The following is a 17611-nucleotide window of genomic DNA, read 5'->3' as shown; positions in this document are numbered from 1 at the left end:
TTCGCTTGCTCACGGAAAAAGCTCCCTCGTACGACCAGGACCCCTGGTTATCGAGGGGTCCGCGCTTGCCGTAGACCTTCTGGGCTACGGCCTGGTCCTCACCCGGAGCACCCCGCCACGGACGGAGGGTTGCCGGACAGCCGGCCGGGGCCGCATGGCTGTCGCTCATGACCTGATCAGGAAGCTAGCCGGACGGCGGGCGTGGCGCAACCGCCGTCCGGATGCCGGAACACCGGCGGGGCGGAGAGCGACCGCTCCCCGCCCCGCCGGAAGAAGGGACTCCTACCGGTTGCTGGCGGCCACCCACCGCTCCAGCGTGCGCGCCGCCGCCCCGGAGTCGATGGACTCGGCCGCTCTCGCCATGCCCGCCCGGAGCTGGTCCGCCAGCGGCTCCTCGGTCGGGTCCAGCGCGACCAGCGCCGCCGCCGAGTTCAGCAGCACCGCGTCCCGCACCGGCCCCCGCTCGCCCTCCAGCACCTTGCGGGCCACCATGGCGTTGTACGCCGGGTCGCCGCCGCGCAGCGCGTCCACCGGCACCAGCTCGATGCCGACGTCCCTCGGGTCGAAGACCTCCTCGGTGACCTTGCCGCCGCGCACGATCCACACCCGCGAGGGCGAGGTGGTGGTCAGCTCGTCCAGCCCGTCCTCGCCCCGGAAGACCAGCGAGGAGTTCCCGCGCTCGGCGAAGACGCCCGCGACGATCGGCGCCATGGCCAGGTTGGCGACGCCCACCGCCTGGGAGCGCACCCGCGCCGGGTTGGTCAGCGGACCGATCACGTTGAAGACCGTGCGGATGCCGAGCTGGCCGCGGGCGGCGCCGACATGACGCAGCGCCGGGTGGAACTTGACCGCGAAGCAGAAGGTGATCCCCGCCTCCTCCGCGACCTCGGCCACCCGCCGGGGCGTCAGCTCCAGGTTCACCCCGAGCCGCTCCAGCACGTCCGAGGAGCCGGACGCGGAGGACGCGGCCCGGTTGCCGTGCTTGATGACCTTCGCGCCGGTGCCGGCGACCACGATGGAGGACATCGTGGAGATGTTCACCGTCTTGGCGCCGTCCCCGCCGGTGCCGACGATGTCGACGGTCCGGCCGGGCACCTCGATCACATTGGCGTGGTCGTACATCGCCCGGACGATCCCGGTGATCTCCTCGACCGTCTCGCCCTTGGCCCGCAGCGCCACCAGGAAGCCCGCGATCTGGGCGTCCGTGGCCTCGCCGCGCATGATCCGGTCCATCGCCCAGGCGGTGGCGTCGGCACTCTGGTCCCGCCCCTCCAGCAGGGCGTTCAGTACCTCGGGCCAGGAACGGCCCGCCGCGGTGTCGCCTCCAGCGGGGGTCACAGCGCTCATCAGCCGCTCCTGGGTGTGAGAGAGGAAAACAGGTGTTCCGGGGCACGCGGGGTGCCCGCTCCCACCCTATCCAGCCAGAACAGGGCGAAGGGCCCCGCCGGTGTTCCGGACGGGGCCCTTCGGCCGTGGCGTGGCGACGCGCGCGGGGATCAGTGGTGGCCGTGGCCGCTCGTGATCTCCTTGTACTCGTCGACGGTCGGCTTGGGGATCTGGTTGTCCTTGCCGTAGTAGGCGTTGGACAGCTTGACCCGGAGCCGCTCGGTGGGCTTCACCTTGCGCTCGACCCCGTTCTCGTCGACCGTGGGGCCGATCTCGGCGGGCTCGTACTGGTGGTGGGCCGTCAGGGTGTGGAGCTGATCCTGGCTGAGCGGCTCGTGCACCTCGATGAACTCACCGTGCGGCAGGCGCTTGATGATGCCGGTCTCGCGGCCGTGCAGCACCTTGTCCTTGTCCCGGCGCTGGAGGCCGAGGCAGATCCGCTTGGTGACGATGAACGCGATCACCGGTCCGGCGAAGAAGAAGATCCGGACGAACCAGGTGACCTGGTTGATCGACAGGTGGAAGTGGGTGGCCCACAGGTCGTTGCCACCGCCGACCAGACCGATCATGTACACCGTGACCCAGGCGACGCCGAACGCGGTACGCGTCGGGGCGTTGCGCGGGCGGTCCAGGATGTGGTGCTCGCTCTTGTCGCCGGTGACCCAGGACTCGATGAACGGGTAGACGGCGATGGCCATCAGCACGACACCGAACAGGACCAGCGGGATGAACACGCCCAGGACCAGCGTGTGGCCCCAGAAGTTGATCTCCCAGCCCGGCATGTACCGGACCAGACCCTCGGCGAAGCCCATGTACCAGTCGGGCTGGGCGCCGGTGGAGACCTGGTCGGGCCGGTACGGGCCCATCGCCCAGATCGGGTTGATCTGCGTGATGGCCGCGATGACCGCGATGACACCGAAGACCAGGAAGAAGAAGCCTCCGGCCTTGGCCATGTACACCGGCAGCAGCGGCATGCCGACGACGTTGGTCTCCTTCTTCCCCGGACCCGCGAACTGCGTGTGCTTGTGGTAGAAGACCAGGATCAGGTGCGCCACCATCAGGCCGAGCATGATGCCCGGCAGCAGCAGGATGTGGATCGAGTAGAACCGGGCCACGAAGTCGTGACCGGGGAACTGCCCGCCGAAGAGGAAGAACGAGATGTACGTGCCGACGATCGGCATGGACAGGATCGCGCCCTCGGTGAAGCGCACACCGGTGCCGGAGAGCAGGTCGTCCGGGAGCGAGTAACCGGTGAAGCCGGTGAACATGCCGAGGACGAACAGCAGGAAGCCGAACAGCCAGTTGACCTCACGCGGCTTGCGGAACGCGCCGGTGAAGAACACGCGCATCATGTGCACGAACATGCCCGCGAGGAAGATCAGCGCGGCCCAGTGGTGGATCTGCCGGATGAGCAGACCCCCGCGCACGTCGAAGGAGATGTGCAGGGTCGAGTTGAACGCCTCCGACATCAGCTGTCCCTGGAGCGGGACGTAGCTGCCGTGGTACTCCACCTCGTTCATCGACGGGTGGAAGAACAGCGTCAGGTACACACCGGTCAGGATGATGATGAGGAAGCTGTACATGCAGACTTCGCCCAGCATGAACGACCAGTGGTCCGGGAAGACCTTGCGCATGTTGGCCTTGGCCAGGGAGTAGATCCCCAGCCGGCCGTCCGCCCAGTCGGCGACGCGCTCGCCGGCCGGCGCCTTCCCGCGCGAGCGGGGGGCTTCGTTCGCTTCAGTACTCATCCGCGCTCCCAGAATGCAGGACCGACGGGCTCCGCGAAGTCGCCGAGCGCCTCGAGGTAGCCCTCGTCGTTCACACCGATGCGGAGCTGCGGCAGGGCGTGACCGGCGGGGCCGAAGATCACTCGGGCACCGTCGGAGAGGTCGAAGGTGGACTGGTGGCACGGGCAGAGCACGTGGTGCGTCTGCTGCTCGTACAGGGAGATCGGGCAGCCCACGTGGGTGCAGATCTTCGAGAACGCGACGATGCCCTCGTGGGACCAGGCCAGTTCCTGCTTGTCCTTGATGTCGTTCGGCAGGAGCCGGACGATCATCAGGGCGGCCTTGGCGATCTCGTTCTGGAAGTCCTCGTCCGTCTCCTCCAGGCCCTCGGGCTTGGCGAAGGTCAGCGAGCCGACGGCCACGTCCTCGGGACGCAGCGGCTCGTTGGTGTTGACGTTGACGAGGAGCTTGCCCTTCGCCCACAGCGTGTGGCGGAGCGAGTTGTGCGGCAGCGGACCGAGGTCGCGCAGCAGCATGACGCCGGAGAGCGGCACCAGGGCCAGCGCGCCGAACATCGTGTTGCGGATCAGCTTGCGACGGCCGATGCCGGACTCGGCGGCTCCCTGGCGGAAGTCGTCGAAGACCTGGGCGCGGACCGTGGGCTCCGCCGCGATCGGGTGGCGCTCGGCCACCATCTCGACGTCGGACATCAGGGTGCGCGCCCAGTGGACGGCGCCCGCGCCGATGCAGAACAGCGCCACACCGAGGGTCAGGCCGAGCGCGAAGTTGAGCGCGCTGATGTGACCGATCGGGAAGACGAAGATCGACTTGTCGTGCGGGATCGTCACGTACGACGCGATGAAGCCGAGGGTGGCCAGCATCGAGATCGTGAACAGCAGGGCGACCGCGCGCTCGGACCGCTTGGCGGCCCGCTCGTCGATGTCCTGCGCACGGTGCTCGTGCGGCGGCATGCCCGGATCGGCGAACGGGGTCTCTTCGTCCGCGACGCTCACCGAGCCGTGCGGGTGGTCCTGCGCGGCGGGCAGGTTCTCTTCTGGAATGTCTTGGCTACTCATGACTTCTTGGCCTTTGCGGTCCGAGCGGCGACCCAGACGGCGACCGCGATCAGCGCGCCGAGGCCGAAGATCCAGGCGAACAGGCCCTCACTGACCGGGCCGAGTCCGCCCAGCTCAAGGCCGCCGGGGTTCTCGGTCTCGCTGCTGTTGACCGCGTTCAGGTACGCGATGATGTCCTTCTTGTTCTTCTCCGTCATGGTGGTGTCGGGGAAGGACGGCATGTTCTGCGGGCCGGTCTGCATGGCCTCGTAGATGTGCTTGGGCGCGACGTCCTCAAGGCTCGGCGCGTACTTGCCCTTGGTCAGGGCACCACCCTTGCCGGTGAAGTTGTGGCACTGCGCGCAGTTGGTGCGGAACAGCTCGCCACCCTTGGCGATGTCCGCGCCGTCCTTGGAGTACTGCTCCTTGGTCGGCACGTTCGGGCCGGCGCCCAGCGACGCGACGTACGCGGCGAGCTGGTCGATCTGGGCCTGGGTGTAGATCGGCTTCTTGGCCGGGATCTGGGCCATCTGCGAGCTGGAGGCGGGCATCCGGCCGGTGCCGACCTGGAAGTCGACCGCGGCGGCGCCGACGCCGACCAGGCTCGGGCCGTCGGAGGAGCCCTGGCCACCGGTGCCGTGGCAGCTTGCGCAGCCGACCTCGTAGAGCTTCTGGCCCTCCTTGATGGTCAGGGACTGGGAGGTTTCATCGGCCTGCGCCTTGCCCGCGGGCGCGAACGCGGCGTACAGCCCCCCAGTGGCCGCCAGCGCGAGGAGTAGGACGACGACCGCCGCCAGCGGATGGCGTCGTCGTGCGGAGAGCTTTTTCACGGATTACCCCGGTGTCAGGATCTTCTGCGTCGGTGCTTCTGGATGTGCGGGTCTTGCCCGCTACTTGATCAAGTAGATCGTGGCGAAGAGGCCGATCCAGACCACATCGACGAAGTGCCAGTAGTAGGACACGACGATGGCGGCGGTCGCCTGCTCGTGAGTGAACCTCTTGGCCGCGTAGGTGCGGCCGAGGACCAGCAGGAAGGCGATGAGTCCGCCCGTCACGTGCAGGCCGTGGAAGCCGGTGGTCAGGTAGAACACGGAGCCGTAGACGTCGGAGGACAGCGAGATGCCGTCCTTCTTCACCAGTTCCGTGTACTCGAAGATCTGTCCGCCGATGAAGATCGCACCCATCACGAAGGTGACGATGAACCATCCGCGGAGCTTCTTCACGTCCCCGCGCTCGGCGGCGAACACGCCGAGCTGGCAGGTCAGGGAGGAGAGCACCAGGATCGTGGTGTTCGTCGCGGAGAAGGGCACATTCAGCGCGTGCGCCATCTCCTTCCAGTGATCCAGTCCGGTCACCGATCGAGCGGTGAAGTACATCGCGAAGAGGGCCGCGAAGAACATCAGCTCGGAACTCAGCCAAATGATGGTTCCGACGCTGGTGAGGTTCGGCCGGTTGACCGACGGGTGCGCGTGCCCGGTATCTACTGTCGTTGCTGTCGCCACGACCGACATTATGTCGGTCGCTTATCTCGCCCTCACTCCGGGGGTGCCGTTCGGAGTGTCTTCGCCTGTCGTACCGGTGTTGACGTGCTGTCCGGAGGAGTAGCATCCGGCCCACAATGGCCTGTCCGCAAGACGCCGACGTCTCGGAGGAAGCATGCAGCCGACCGCCACCGTGCTGGTGTACAGCGACGACTCCAACACCCGCGAACAGGTACGGCTCGCCGCCGGACGCCGGCCGGCCCCGGACGTGCCGCTGGTGGAGTTCGTCGAGTGCGCCACGCCCGAGGCCGTGGTGCGCGAGGTGGACCGGGGCGGCATCGACGTCTGCGTGCTCGACGGCGAGGCGGTGCCCATGGGCGGCATGGGGGTCTGCCGCCAGATCAAGGACGAAGTCTTCGGCGCTCCCCCGGTGTTGCTGCTCATGGGCCGTCCCCAGGACGCCTGGCTGGCGACCTGGAGCCGGGCCGACGCGGCGGTGACGCTGCCGGTCGACCCGATGGAGTTCGCGGAGGCGCTGGCCTCCCTGCTGCGCCGCAAGCACCTCCAGAACGCCTAGAACGGCCCGCTGAAGGGGTGCGGGGACCCGCCCGGCTCCCGCACCCCGGAGCGTCATGCGGCGGCGGGGCGCAGGCGTACGGAGTCCCTGGGCGCGGAACCGTTCTGGGCGGCCCCGGAGAGGGCGCTGCCGGTGCCCCACTTCTTCCAGTCCAGGTTCCAGTCGCCGAAGCCGTTGCCGAAGTCCTCCATGGCGTGGCCGCCCGAGTTGACGACCTTCACGACGTCGCCGGCGCGGACGTGGTCGAAGAACCACTCGGCGTTCCCGGTGCTCATGCCGGTGCAGCCGTGGCTGACGTTGGCGTAGCCCTGAGAGCCGACCGACCAGGGCGCCGCGTGCACGTACTCACCCGACCAGGTGACGCGAGTGGCGTAGTACACCGGCAGGTCGTACGAGTCGGAGCTGCCCTCGGCGATGCCGACGGTGGTGCCGCGCATCCGTACGAAGTACTGCTTCTCCAGGACCACCTTGACGCCGTTGCGGGTCTCGAAGCCGGGCTTGCCGGTGGTGACGGGGATGGTGTTGAGCACCTGGCCGTTCTTGTAGAACGTGAGCTGGTGGGTGGCGGCGTCGGTGATGGCCTCCACCTTGTCCCCGATGGTGATCTTCAGGTCTTTGCTCTTGCCACCGCGCAGCCGGTCGGTGATCTTGATCCCGTCGAGGTTGCTGCGCACCTGGACGGTGGCGTGGGCGGGCCAGTACTCCTTGGGCCGGTAGTGGAGTTCCTTGTCGCTGACCCAGTACCAGGACCCCTGCACGGCCGGTACGGAGTCCACCCGCAGCCCGCTCTCCACCACGGCCCGCTGGGCCTTGTCCTTGATGGGCTGGTCGAGGTTGGCGACGACGGGCTGTCCGACGCCGTACTCCCCCGCCTCGGGCCCGAAGGTGATACCCAGGCTCTTCTTGCTCGCCGTCTTGGTGGTGTCGAAGTCGAGGACCTTGCGGCCGGGCGCGCCGTCCTCGTCCTCGGTGCTCACGCGGACCGTGTAATGGGCGTCGGCGGCCAGCGGGGAGGTGCTGTGCCAGCGTCCGCCGTCGGCGGCGAGTTCGCCCGCCACGTAGCGGCCTGTGGCGTCCATGGCGGTGACGTCGGTGATCCGGCCCTCGCCGCTCTTGAGCGTGACCTCGAGGGGCTTGTCCGGATCGACCTGCTTCGCCTTGTCGGTGGGCGCGTTGAAGACGATCTGGTCGGCCGCGTCGTACGGCTTGGACGACAGGGCATTGCCGTCCGAGCCGCAGCCGGTGACGCCCGCGCCGAGGGCGGCCACCAGCATGGCGGAGCTGACCACGGTGCGGGTCCGCGCAGTGTGATTCATATGATCACGCTATGAGACGAAGACCTCACCGGCTCGGCACGTAACCCGTACGAGGGACAGACACTGCGGCAAACGGACACCGCGGCAAAGGGAGGAGCCCGGACCCTCCTGATGGAGTGTCCGGGCTCCCGCCGCGTCCTGCGCTGTGTCGCCGTGCCGCCTACTGGGTGCGGTTCTCACCGCGGTAGTACTCGAACACCCAGCCGAAGAGGCCGATGGCGATCAGGGGTGCCGAGAAGTACAGCAGCCACCAGCCGACCGCGATGCCCAGGAAGGCCAGCGCACCGCCGACCGCCAGGGACAGCGGCTGCCAGCTGTGCGGGCTGAAGAAGCCCAGCTCGCCCGCGCCGTCCGCGACGTCGGCCTCCTTGTCGTCCTGCGCGCCCGCGTCGACCCGCCGGGCGGTGAAGCCCAGGTAGAAGCCGATCATGATGCACAGGCCGAAGGCCAGGAAGAGCGCCGTGGTGCCGGCCGGCTCCTTCGACCACACGCCGTACACGACGGCCATGACCAGGACGAAGACGCTCAGCCAGAAGAACATCCGACCTTGGATCTTCACTTGCCGGCCTCCTTGCTGCCCGCGATGGCGGCGCCGTGACCGGCGTGCTCAAGCTGCTCCAGCGCGGCGATCTCGGGGTGGTGCAGGTCGAACGCCGGGGACTCGCTGCGAATCCGCGGCAGGGTGAGGAAGTTGTGCCGCGGCGGCGGGCAGGAGGTCGCCCACTCCAGCGAACGGCCGTAGCCCCACGGGTCGTCCACCTCGACGGGCTTGCCGTACTTGGCGGTCTTCCACACGTTGTAGAGGAACGGCAGGATCGACAGGCCGAGCAGGAACGAGGCGATCGTCGAGACCGTGTTCAGCGCGGTGAAGCCGTCGGCCGCCAGGTAGTCGGCGTACCGGCGCGGCATGCCCTCGGCGCCCAGCCAGTGCTGGACCAGGAACGTGCCGTGGAAGCCGATGAACAGCGTCCAGAAGGTGATCTTGCCGAGCCGCTCGTCCAGCATCTTGCCGGTGAACTTCGGCCACCAGAAGTGGAAGCCGGCGAACATCGCGAACACCACGGTGCCGAACACCACGTAGTGGAAGTGCGCCACCACGAAGTACGAGTCCGAGACGTGGAAGTCCATCGGCGGCGAGGCCAGGATGACACCGGTCAGACCACCGAAGACGAAGGTGATCAGGAAGCCGGTCGTCCACAGCATCGGCGTCTCGAAGGACAGTGAGCCCTTCCACATCGTGCCGATCCAGTTGAAGAACTTCACACCGGTCGGGACCGCGATGAGGAACGTCATGAAGGAGAAGAACGGCAGCAGCACACCGCCGGTGACGTACATGTGGTGCGCCCACACCGTCACGGACAGACCGGCGATGCCGATCGTGGCCGCGATGAGGCCCATGTAGCCGAACATCGGCTTGCGCGAGAACACCGGAATGATCTCGGAGATGATGCCGAAGAACGGCAGCGCGATGATGTACACCTCTGGATGGCCGAAGAACCAGAAGAGGTGTTGCCATAGCAGGGCCCCGCCATTGGCGGCGTCGAAGATATGGGCACCGAACTTGCGGTCCGCCTCCAGGGCGAACAGCGCGGCGGCCAGCACCGGGAAGGCCAGCAGGACCAGCACACCGGTCAGCAGCACGTTCCACACGAAGATCGGCATGCGGAACATCGTCATGCCCGGAGCGCGCATGCAGATGATCGTGGTGATGAAGTTGACCGAGCCGAGGATCGTGCCGAAGCCGGAGAAGGCCAGACCCATGATCCACATGTCGGCGCCGACACCCGGCGAGCGGACCGCGTCCGACAGCGGGGAGTAGGCGAACCAGCCGAAGTCGGCCGCGCCCTGCGGGGTGAGGAAGCCACCCACGGCGATGGTCGAGCCGAACAGGTAGAGCCAGTAGGCGAACATGTTCAGCCGCGGGAACGCCACGTCGGGCGCGCCGATCTGCAGCGGCATGATCCAGTTGGCGAAACCGGCGAACAGCGGCGTCGCGAACATCAGCAGCATCACGGTGCCGTGCATCGTGAACGCCTGGTTGAACTGCTCGTTGGAGATGATCTGCATGCCCGGGCGCGCCAGCTCGGCACGCATGAGCAGCGCCATCACGCCACCGATGAGGAAGAACGCGAACGACGTCGCCAGATACAGCGTGCCGATCGTCTTGTGGTCAGTGGTCGTCAGCCACTTGATCACGACGTTGCCGGGCTGCTTGCGCCGGATCAACAACTCGTTGTCGTTCGAGTCCTCGGTCGCGCCGGCACCCTGGGGTTCATTGAGGATGCTCACAGGTTGTTCGTCTCCCGGTTCTTCTCGTGGCTCGTCTGCGCGATGCCGGCGGGAATGTAACCGGTCTGCCCCTTCTTGGCGAGGTCCTTGAGGTGCTGCTCGTACCGCTCGGGGGAGACGACCTTCACGTTGAACAGCATCCGGGAGTGGTCGACGCCGCAGAGCTCCGCGCACTTGCCCATGAAGGTGCCCTCCTTGTTGGGAGTCACCTGGAAGGCGTTGGTGTGGCCCGGGATGACGTCCTGCTTCATCAGGAAGGGCACGACCCAGAAGTCGTGGATGACGTCACGCGAGGTCAGCACGAAGCGGACCGTCTTGCCCTTGGGCAGCCACAGCGTCGGGCCGGGGTTGCCGGTCTGCGGGTTCCGCGTACCCGGCGTACCGACGTCGTAGACGCCACCGGCGTTGGCCGGGAACTGGTCCACGAACCGCGTGGGGATGGCCGCGAGGTTCGGGTCCTTCTTGGCGTCACCGGTGGAACCCGGCACGTTCTCGATGTAGTTGAAGCCCCAGCTCCACTGGAAGCCGACCACGTTGACCGTGACGTCCGGCTTCTTCTCCAGGCTGAGGAGCTTCGATTCGTCCCGCGCGGTGAAGTAGAAGAGCACCGAGACGATGATGATCGGAACCACCGTGTACAGCGCCTCGATGGGCATGTTGTACCGCGTCTGCGGCGGAACCTCGACCTTGGTGCGGCTGCGCCGGTGGAACATGGCGCTCCACAGGATCAGGCCCCACACCAGCACGCCGGTAGCGAGCGCGGCCGCCCACGAGCCCTGCCACAGGGAGAGGATGCGGGGAGCCTCTTCCGTGGTCGGGGTGGGCATGCCAAGGCGGGGGAAGTCCTTGTATGTGCAACCGGTCGCGGTCGCAAGGACCAGGCCCGCGGTCAGTGCCTGGAGCAGCTTCCGCCGCGTCGCGCGCCGCGGCTTGGGGGTACCGCCCACGCCTTTCGGGCGAAGGGGGAGGTCGGAGCCGTTGGGACTCACGTAGCGCCTTCCCGAGAGTCTCGCCCGCGCGGTCGGCTGCGGCCTTCTCGCTGGTCGGTCGCCGCCCTGCGTCGGGCAGGGGTTTGGATGTTTATGCGGACCAAACCCTAGCCGACGGTCTCCGGCGGTTCGCGGGGAGGGGGGCATACGCGTCGTCGGGTCGTTCCGAGGGGTGTTACCGGGGGGCCAATCGCCGTTGATGTTCCGGTTTGGGGGTTTGTGCGGCGCCGCTCGGGCTTGCCGCGCCCCGCGGCGGAGCCGCACATGGACACAGCCCCGCGCCCCTCGGGCCGGGACAGCGGGGTCTCGTTCTAACGTTGAGCTGTGGCTTTCTTCGATGTGGCTTCTGGCGGTGCGCTCCATCCTGTGGCGCGGCAGGCGTTGTTGGCGTCCTTGGACGAGGGGTGGGCCGATCCCGGCCGGTTGTACCGGGAGGGGCGGCGGGCGCGGCTGCTGCTGGACGCGGCCCGGGAGGCGGCGGCCGAGGCGGTGGGGTGCCGCGCGGACGAGGTGGTGTTCACGTCGTCCGGGACACGGGCCGTGCACGACGGTGTGGCGGGGGCGTTGGCCGGGCGGCGGCGCGTCGGACGTCACCTGATCGTGTCAGCGGTCGAACATTCCTCGGTCCTCCATTCGGCGGACGCGTTCGAGGCCGGGGGCGGTGCTGTCACCCGAGTGGGCGTCAGCCGGGCGGGAGCGGTGGACCCGTCGGCGTACGCGGAGGCGCTGCGGGCGGACACCGCGCTGGCGTGTCTGCAGTCGGCCAACCACGAGGTGGGCACCGTGCAGCCGGTGGCCGAGGTGGCCGGGGCGTGCCGGGCGGCCGGGGTGCCGCTGCTGGTGGACGCGGCCCAGTCGCTGGGCTGGGGCCCGGTGCCCGAGGGCTGGTCGCTGCTGACGGCCAGCGCGCACAAGTGGGGCGGTCCCACGGGCGTGGGCCTGCTGGTGGTGCGCAAGGGCGTCCGCTTCGCGGCCCAGGGGCCGGGCGAGGAAAGGGAGTCGGGGCGCGTCTCCGGCTTCGGCAACATCCCGGCGATCGTGGCCTCGGTGGCCGCGCTGCGGGCGGTACGGGCCGAGGCCGACGCCGAGGCGGTGCGGCTGCGGGAGCTGACCGAGCGGATCCGGGCGCGGGTGCCGCGGTCGGTGCCGGACGTGGAGGTGGTGGGCGATCCGGAGCGGCGGCTGCCGGGGATCGTCACGTTCTCCTGCCTCTATGTCGACGGCGAGGTGCTGCTGACCGAGCTGGACCGGGCCGGCTTTTCCGTCTCCTCCGGCTCCTCCTGCACCAGCGGCACCCTGACCCCGAGCCATGTGCTCAAGGCGATGGGCGTACTGAGCGAGGGCAATGTCCGGGTGTCGCTGCCGCCGGGCGTGGCGTCGGAGGAGGTCGACCGTTTCCTGGAGGTGCTGCCGGGTGTGGTGGCGGGCGTCCGCTCCCAGCTCGGCGCTCCGGAGCCCCGGGTGGAGGAACGCGCGGCGGAGCTGGTGGTCGACTCCCTCGGCAAGCGCTGCCCGATCCCGGTGATCGAGCTGGCCAAGGTGTTCGGCGAGGTCCCCGTGGGCGGCACGGTCCGCGTCCTGTCCGACGACGAGGCGGCCCGCCTGGACATCCCGGCCTGGTGCGAGATGCGGGGCCAGGAGTACGTGGGCGAGGAGGCGGCGGAGCGAGGCAGTGCCTACATCGTCCGCCGGGTGAGCTGACCGGGAGGGGCTCGCGGAGATCAGGGGCGCGGGGCTGTACTGGATCTGCGGCTCCGCCGCGTGGGCGCGACCGGCCCGAACGGGCCCGCGGCGAACCACGGACCCGTCGAGGCGGATTTCAGCTCAGGTACTCACGAACCTCGGCAGCGGCGTCCTCGCCGTACGCCTTTGTGAAGCGGTCCATGAAGTGCGCCCGCCGGAGCTGGTACTCCTGCGTGCCCACGGTCTCGATGACGAGCGTCGCCAGCATGCATCCGACCTGGGCCGCGCGCTCCAGCGAGACACCCCAGGCAAGCCCGGAAAGGAACCCGGCCCGGAAGGCGTCGCCGACACCCGTGGGGTCGGCCTTGCGCTCCTCGTCCGGGCAGCCCACCTCGATGGGGTCCTCACCGACCCGCTCGATCCGCACACCCCGGGAGCCGAGCGTGGTCACCCGGTGCCCGACCTTCGCCAGGATCTGCTCGTCGCTCCAGCCGGTCTTGGACTCGATGAGCCCCTTCTCGTACTCGTTGGAGAACAGGTAGGTCGCGCCGTCCAGCAGTATCCGGATCTCCTCGCCCTCCATACGGGCGATCTGCTGGGAGAAGTCCGCGGCGAACGGGATCGCGCGGGACCGGCACTCCTCGGTGTGCCGGAGCATCCCCTCGGGGTCGTCCGCGCCGATCAACACGAGGTCCAGCCCGCCGACCCGGTCGGCGACCGTCTTCAGCTCGATCAGCCGGGCCTCGCTCATGGCGCCGGTGTAGAAGGAGCCGATCTGGTTGTGGTCGGAGTCGGTGGTGCACACGAAGCGGGCGGTGTGCAGGGTCTCCGAGATACGGACCGACTCGGTGTCCACGCCGTGGCGGTCGAGCCAGGAGCGGTACTCGTCGAAGTCGAAGCCCGCGGCGCCGACGAGGACCGGCCGGGTGCCGAGCTGGCCCATGCCGAAGGCGATGTTGGCGCCCACGCCGCCCCGGCGCACGTCCAGGTTGTCGACGAGGAAGGAGAGCGAGACCGTGTGCAGTTGGTCCGCTACGAACTGGTCGGCGAAGCGGCCGGGGAAGGTCATGAGGTGGTCGGTGGCGATGGAGCCGGTGACTGCGATGCGCACGGCAGGCGTTCTCCTGGCGGGAGGGGGAGCTGACAGTTCACGCTACCCGTAATCGGGCAGCCACTGAAGCGGGGAAAACTACCCGATAGTAGATCTTTCTTCCCCGGCCCTGCCGTGCCTACGGTGCGCTCATGACGAACCTCAGGCCCGACGACCTCGAAGTGGACCTCCCCGCGCTGCGCGGCGACTGCGCCCGTATGGCCCCCCACTGGGCGCCGCCCGCGCACCCGGCCTCCCGCCCGGTCCCGCCCTCGCTGATCCACGGCGTCCGGGTGCCGGCCCGCTCGGCACGGCTGGTGGACGCGATGTCGGACTACGGCGACTGAGGCTGCCTCCGGCGGTTCGACGAGGTTCTTCGCCGGGGCGCGCGGAAGGGAACCGCGCGCCCCCCTCGCGCGTCCCACCGCCGTCCCCCGCCCGGGAGACGCGGGGCACGAGCAGCGAGGAGCGATGCGGTGACCAAGGAGCGACCCGAGAACCCGGACCGGTCGGAGTCCGGGCCGGAGCCTTCGCCGGAGCAGGCGTCGGCGTCCGTGCCGGTGCCGGAGCAGTTGTCGGCGGAAGAGCCTGCCGCGTCCTCGGAGACCACCGGGGCCACCGAGGCCGCTGAGCCCGCCGAGACCGCCGGGGCCAAAGAGCCCGCCGAGATCACCGAGACCGCCGAGGCCCGGACGGGTGAGGAAGCCCCTCCCGCTCCCGCCGGCCGCCCCCGTACCGCCGCGATCGTCGCCTCCGTCGCCGCCGCCGTCCTGCTCGTCGGCGGCGGGGGCGCCTGGCTGGCCTCCGGAGCGGGGTCCGACGGCAAGCAGGCCGGGGCCGCGGGCAAGGGCGCTCCCCCGCCCCTCGCCCTGGACGCCAAGCCCGGTACCGGCTCCCCCGGCATCGCCGTCGGCGAGCCCGACCCGAACGGCACCGTGCACTACGTCATCGAGGGCGACCTCCCCGAGGGTCCCCGCTCCGCCCCCGTCCACCTCGCCGACGACAAGGCCGGCAAGGACGAAGTCGCCCGCCTGGCCAAGGCGTTGGGGATCGACGGCACCCCCGTGGCCGACGGCGGGGGCTGGCGGGCCGGAGAGCGGGAGGGCGGGCCGGTCCTCCGGGTCACCGGCGCCGACTGGTCGTACACCCGTTACGCGCCCGGCACCGACGACTGCCGCAAGATCACCGTCTGTGCGCAGGACCCCGCCGCCCCGGCGGACGAGCCGGTCGGCACGGCGGAGGCGGAGCGGGTGGCGCGGCCGGTGCTGAAGGCGCTCGGGCAGGACGACGCGAAGCTCGACGCGAGCCAGGTGATGGGCGGCCACCGGGTGGTGAACGCCGATCCGGTGGTCGACGGTCTGCCCACCTACGGCTGGACGACCGGCCTGACCGTGGACGAGAAGGGCACCGTCGTCGGCGGCCACGGCATGCTGGCGCGGCTCACGAAGGGCGACACGTACCCCGTGCTGGGCGCGGCCGACACGGTGCGGCTGATGAACGGGCAGCCGGCCGGAGGTCACCGGATGGGCATCGGCGGGTGTGCGAGCCCGGTGCCGCTGAAGGACCGCCTGGAGCAGCCGTGCGGAGCGTCCACCGGTTCTCCCGCCGCACCGGAGGGCGCTGCGGTGACGGTCGAGAAGGCCGTGTTCGGGCTGGCCGCGCAGCCGGTGGACGGCCGCCAGGCCCTCGTACCGTCCTGGCTGTTCGAGGTGCGCGGCTCGGCGGCCCGCGGCGGCTTCATGGTGGCGCATCCGGCCCTCGACCCGAAGTACCTCGCCTCCCCCGCCCCTTCGGCCGAGGCGCCGAAGGAGCGCGGGGTGACGGTGGCGGGCTACCGCGCCGAGGGCCAAAAGCTGACCGTGCGCTTCACGGGCGGGGTGTGCGCCGAGTACCGGGCGGCGGCGCGGGAGAGCGCGGACCGGGTGACGGTCACGGTCACCGAGCGGCGCCGGCCGGGCAACTGCGTCGCGATCGGCAAGGAGTACGTCCGGACCGTCTCCCTGGACGCGCCCCTCGGGGACCGCGCCGTGGTCGGCGCCGACGGCGACCGGGTGCCGGCGGCGAAGGAGAGCCCGCTGTCCCGCTGACGCCCGCGCACGACGACGGCGGCGGTCCCTCGCCTGGAGGGACCGCCGCCGTCGTGTCGCGGCTGTGGGGCCGGATTTAGCTGAAGGAGTCGCCGCAGGCGCAGGAGCCCGTCGCGTTCGGGTTGTCGATCGTGAAGCCCTGCTTCTCGATCGTGTCCACGAAGTCGATCGTGGCGCCGCCCAGGTACGGGGCGCTCATGCGGTCGGTGACGACCTTGACGCCGTCGAAGTCCTTCACGACGTCGCCGTCGAGCGAGCGCTCGTCGAAGAAGAGCTGGTAGCGCAGACCGGAGCAGCCGCCGGGCTGGACCGCGACGCGCAGGGCGAGGTCATCCCGGCCTTCCTGGTCGAGCAGCGCCTTGACCTTGGACGCGGCGGCGTCGGTCACGATGATGCCGTCGGTGACGGTGCTGGTCTCGTCCGATACGGACATCTACATCTCTCCCAAGTTGTACGGAGACTGCTTTCCGACCAGTGCAACCGGCGCGCCGACCGATTCATTCCGGGCCGGGCGGACCGTCTGGCCGCGTTTTCGCTCTCCCTTCATGCTCGCACACGGGCGGATGAGGGGGCAGCGGGCCGGCATCGCAGAGGCCGGGATTCACGTCACATGGACGCTATCGCCATCGTCAAAGTGACGTGAAGCGGTTATGATAGATAACGTCAGTTAGACGAAAAGTAGAAAGGGTAGGTGCCGTGACCACCGCCCAGACCCCGCAGCTCGACGTACAGCCGTCTCCGCTCGCCCTGCTGCTGCTCGGCCGCGGGGCAGACCCGAGGAGCGAGCGGGGCGTCGAATGCCCCGGCGACCTGCCCGAGCCGTCCGACCCGGACCTCGTGGCGCGCGCCCGCGCGGCCAAGGAGAAGCTCGGCAGCAAGGTCTTCGTCCTCGGCCACCACTACCAGCGGGACGAGGTCATCCAGTTCGCGGACGTCACCGGTGACTCCTTCAAGCTGGCCCGTGACGCGGCCGCCCGTCCGGACGCCGAGTACATCGTGTTCTGCGGTGTGCACTTCATGGCCGAGTCGGCGGACATCCTCACCACCGACGACCAGAAGGTCGTCCTGCCGGACCTCGCGGCCGGCTGCTCGATGGCCGACATGGCCACGGCCGAGCAGGTCGCGGAGTGCTGGGACGTGCTGACCGAGGCGGGCGTCGCCGAGCAGGTCGTGCCGGTGTCGTACATGAACTCCTCCGCGGACATCAAGGCGTTCACCGGCAAGCACGGCGGGACCATCTGCACCTCCTCCAACGCCGAGCGTGCGCTGGAGTGGGCCTTCCAGCAGGGCGAGAAGGTGCTGTTCCTGCCCGACCAGCACCTCGGACGCAACACCGCGGTCCGGGACATGGGGATGTCCCTGGAGGACTGCGTCCTGTACAACCCGCACAAGCCGAACGGCGGACTCACCGCCGAGCAGCTCCGGGACGCGAAGATGATCCTGTGGCGCGGGCACTGCTCGGTGCACGGGCGCTTCAGCCTGGAGTCGGTCGAGGACGTGCGGGAGCGGGTGCCCGGTGTGAACGTCCTGGTGCACCCCGAGTGCCGGCACGAGGTCGTGGCCGCGGCGGACTACGTCGGCTCCACGGAGTACATCATCAAGACGCTGGAGGCCGCCCCGGCCGGCTCCAAGTGGGCCATCGGCACCGAGCTGAACCTCGTCCGGCGGCTGGCCAACCGGTTCGCCCCCGAGGGCAAGGAGATCGTCTTCCTCGACAAGACGGTCTGCTTCTGCTCCACCATGAACCGCATCGACCTCCCCCACCTCGTCTGGACCCTGGAGTCCCTGGCCGAGGGCACCCTGGTCAACCGCATCGAGGTCGACCGCGAGACGGAGGCCTTCGCCAAGCTGGCGCTGGAGCGGATGCTGGCACTGCCGTAGGTTCCCCGTACGGCAAAGGCCCGCCGGACACCTGGCCAGGTGTCCGGCGG

16 protein-coding genes and 1 riboswitch are annotated in these 17611 nt (G+C 69.3%); of the genes, 5 read left to right on the top strand and 11 right to left on the bottom strand.

Annotated elements, in window-relative coordinates; genetic code table 11:
• Nucleotides 1-56 precede the first annotated feature (56 nt).
• Nucleotides 57-173, bottom strand: a riboswitch (SAM riboswitch).
• Nucleotides 174-282: 109 nt separating this feature from the next.
• The 5 genes from trpD to EV284_RS15395 form a co-directional block, all read right to left on the bottom strand.
• Complete coding sequence (gene trpD, locus EV284_RS15415; RefSeq protein ID WP_130334291.1) at nt 283-1347, bottom strand: anthranilate phosphoribosyltransferase; 1065 nt, start codon at nt 1345-1347, stop codon at nt 283-285.
• A 149-nt stretch (nt 1348-1496) separates the two neighbouring features.
• A complete protein-coding gene (locus EV284_RS15410; RefSeq protein WP_130334289.1) occupies nt 1497-3134 on the bottom strand; it encodes a cytochrome bc complex cytochrome b subunit in 1638 nt (545 codons plus the stop codon).
• Nucleotides 3131-4189 (bottom strand): Rieske 2Fe-2S domain-containing protein, encoded by a 1059-nt coding sequence (locus EV284_RS15405; protein WP_130334287.1) that lies wholly within the window; start codon nt 4187-4189, stop codon nt 3131-3133. Before EV284_RS15405 ends, EV284_RS15410 begins: the two co-directional genes overlap by 4 nt.
• Nucleotides 4186-4998, bottom strand: a complete 813-nt coding sequence (locus tag EV284_RS15400; protein WP_130334285.1) for a c-type cytochrome — start codon at nt 4996-4998, stop codon at nt 4186-4188. Before EV284_RS15400 ends, EV284_RS15405 begins: the two co-directional genes overlap by 4 nt.
• A gap of 60 nt (nt 4999-5058) precedes the next feature.
• Nucleotides 5059-5679, bottom strand: a complete 621-nt coding sequence (locus tag EV284_RS15395; RefSeq protein WP_030810341.1) for a heme-copper oxidase subunit III — start codon at nt 5677-5679, stop codon at nt 5059-5061.
• 145 nt (nt 5680-5824) lie between these two features.
• Between EV284_RS15395 and EV284_RS15390 the strand changes: the two genes are divergently transcribed.
• A complete protein-coding gene (locus EV284_RS15390) occupies nt 5825-6226 on the top strand; it encodes a response regulator transcription factor (protein WP_130334283.1) in 402 nt (133 codons plus the stop codon).
• Between the two features lie 53 nt (nt 6227-6279).
• Here the strand turns inward: EV284_RS15390 and EV284_RS15385 are convergent, their stop codons facing one another.
• The 4 genes from EV284_RS15385 to coxB all read right to left on the bottom strand — a co-directional run bounded on the left by EV284_RS15385 (nt 6280) and on the right by coxB (nt 10778).
• On the bottom strand, nt 6280-7542 hold the full coding sequence (locus EV284_RS15385; protein ID WP_130334281.1) for an Ig-like domain-containing protein: 1263 nt from the start codon (nt 7540-7542) through the stop codon (nt 6280-6282).
• A 160-nt stretch (nt 7543-7702) separates the two neighbouring features.
• Nucleotides 7703-8101, bottom strand: coding sequence for a cytochrome c oxidase subunit 4 (locus EV284_RS15380; protein ID WP_130334279.1), 399 nt, complete (start codon nt 8099-8101; stop codon nt 7703-7705).
• Nucleotides 8098-9831 carry a cytochrome c oxidase subunit I gene (gene ctaD / locus EV284_RS15375; protein WP_130334277.1) on the bottom strand — a complete coding sequence of 578 codons (1734 nt, stop codon included), beginning with the start codon at nt 9829-9831 and terminating at the stop codon, nt 8098-8100. The genes EV284_RS15380 and ctaD overlap by 4 nt, the downstream gene beginning before the upstream one ends.
• On the bottom strand, nt 9828-10778 hold the full coding sequence (gene coxB, locus EV284_RS15370) for a cytochrome c oxidase subunit II (RefSeq protein ID WP_030807581.1): 951 nt from the start codon (nt 10776-10778) through the stop codon (nt 9828-9830). Before coxB ends, ctaD begins: the two co-directional genes overlap by 4 nt.
• Before the next feature lie 366 nt (nt 10779-11144).
• On the opposite strand from coxB, the gene EV284_RS15365 reads away from it, so the two are divergent.
• Nucleotides 11145-12521: a cysteine desulfurase/sulfurtransferase TusA family protein gene (locus tag EV284_RS15365; RefSeq protein WP_130334275.1), complete on the top strand. Its 1377-nt coding sequence runs from the start codon at nt 11145-11147 to the stop codon at nt 12519-12521.
• A 118-nt stretch (nt 12522-12639) separates the two neighbouring features.
• Here the strand turns inward: EV284_RS15365 and EV284_RS15360 are convergent, their stop codons facing one another.
• Complete coding sequence (locus EV284_RS15360) at nt 12640-13614, bottom strand: carbohydrate kinase family protein (protein WP_130334273.1); 975 nt, start codon at nt 13612-13614, stop codon at nt 12640-12642.
• 131 nt (nt 13615-13745) lie between these two features.
• Here EV284_RS15360 and EV284_RS15355 point away from each other — a divergent pair, with 131 nt between their 5' ends.
• Nucleotides 13746-13940, top strand: coding sequence for a hypothetical protein (locus tag EV284_RS15355; protein WP_130334271.1), 195 nt, complete (start codon nt 13746-13748; stop codon nt 13938-13940).
• Between the two features lie 129 nt (nt 13941-14069).
• Nucleotides 14070-15680, top strand: a complete 1611-nt coding sequence (locus tag EV284_RS15350) for a hypothetical protein (RefSeq protein ID WP_130334269.1) — start codon at nt 14070-14072, stop codon at nt 15678-15680.
• A gap of 76 nt (nt 15681-15756) precedes the next feature.
• Here the strand turns inward: EV284_RS15350 and erpA are convergent, their stop codons facing one another.
• Nucleotides 15757-16113, bottom strand: coding sequence for an iron-sulfur cluster insertion protein ErpA (erpA, locus tag EV284_RS15345; protein WP_031179888.1), 357 nt, complete (start codon nt 16111-16113; stop codon nt 15757-15759).
• 263 nt (nt 16114-16376) lie between these two features.
• Here erpA and nadA point away from each other — a divergent pair, with 263 nt between their 5' ends.
• A complete protein-coding gene (gene nadA / locus EV284_RS15335) occupies nt 16377-17561 on the top strand; it encodes a quinolinate synthase NadA (RefSeq protein ID WP_030807596.1) in 1185 nt (394 codons plus the stop codon).
• Nucleotides 17562-17611: the final 50 nt, after the last annotated feature.

The organism is Streptomyces sp. BK022 (assembly GCF_004217355.1).
Lineage (GTDB): Bacteria > Actinomycetota > Actinomycetes > Streptomycetales > Streptomycetaceae > Streptomyces > Streptomyces griseoluteus.
The sequence above is the reverse complement of the archived record's forward strand: the minus strand, read 5'-3'. Positions and strand labels throughout refer to the sequence as shown.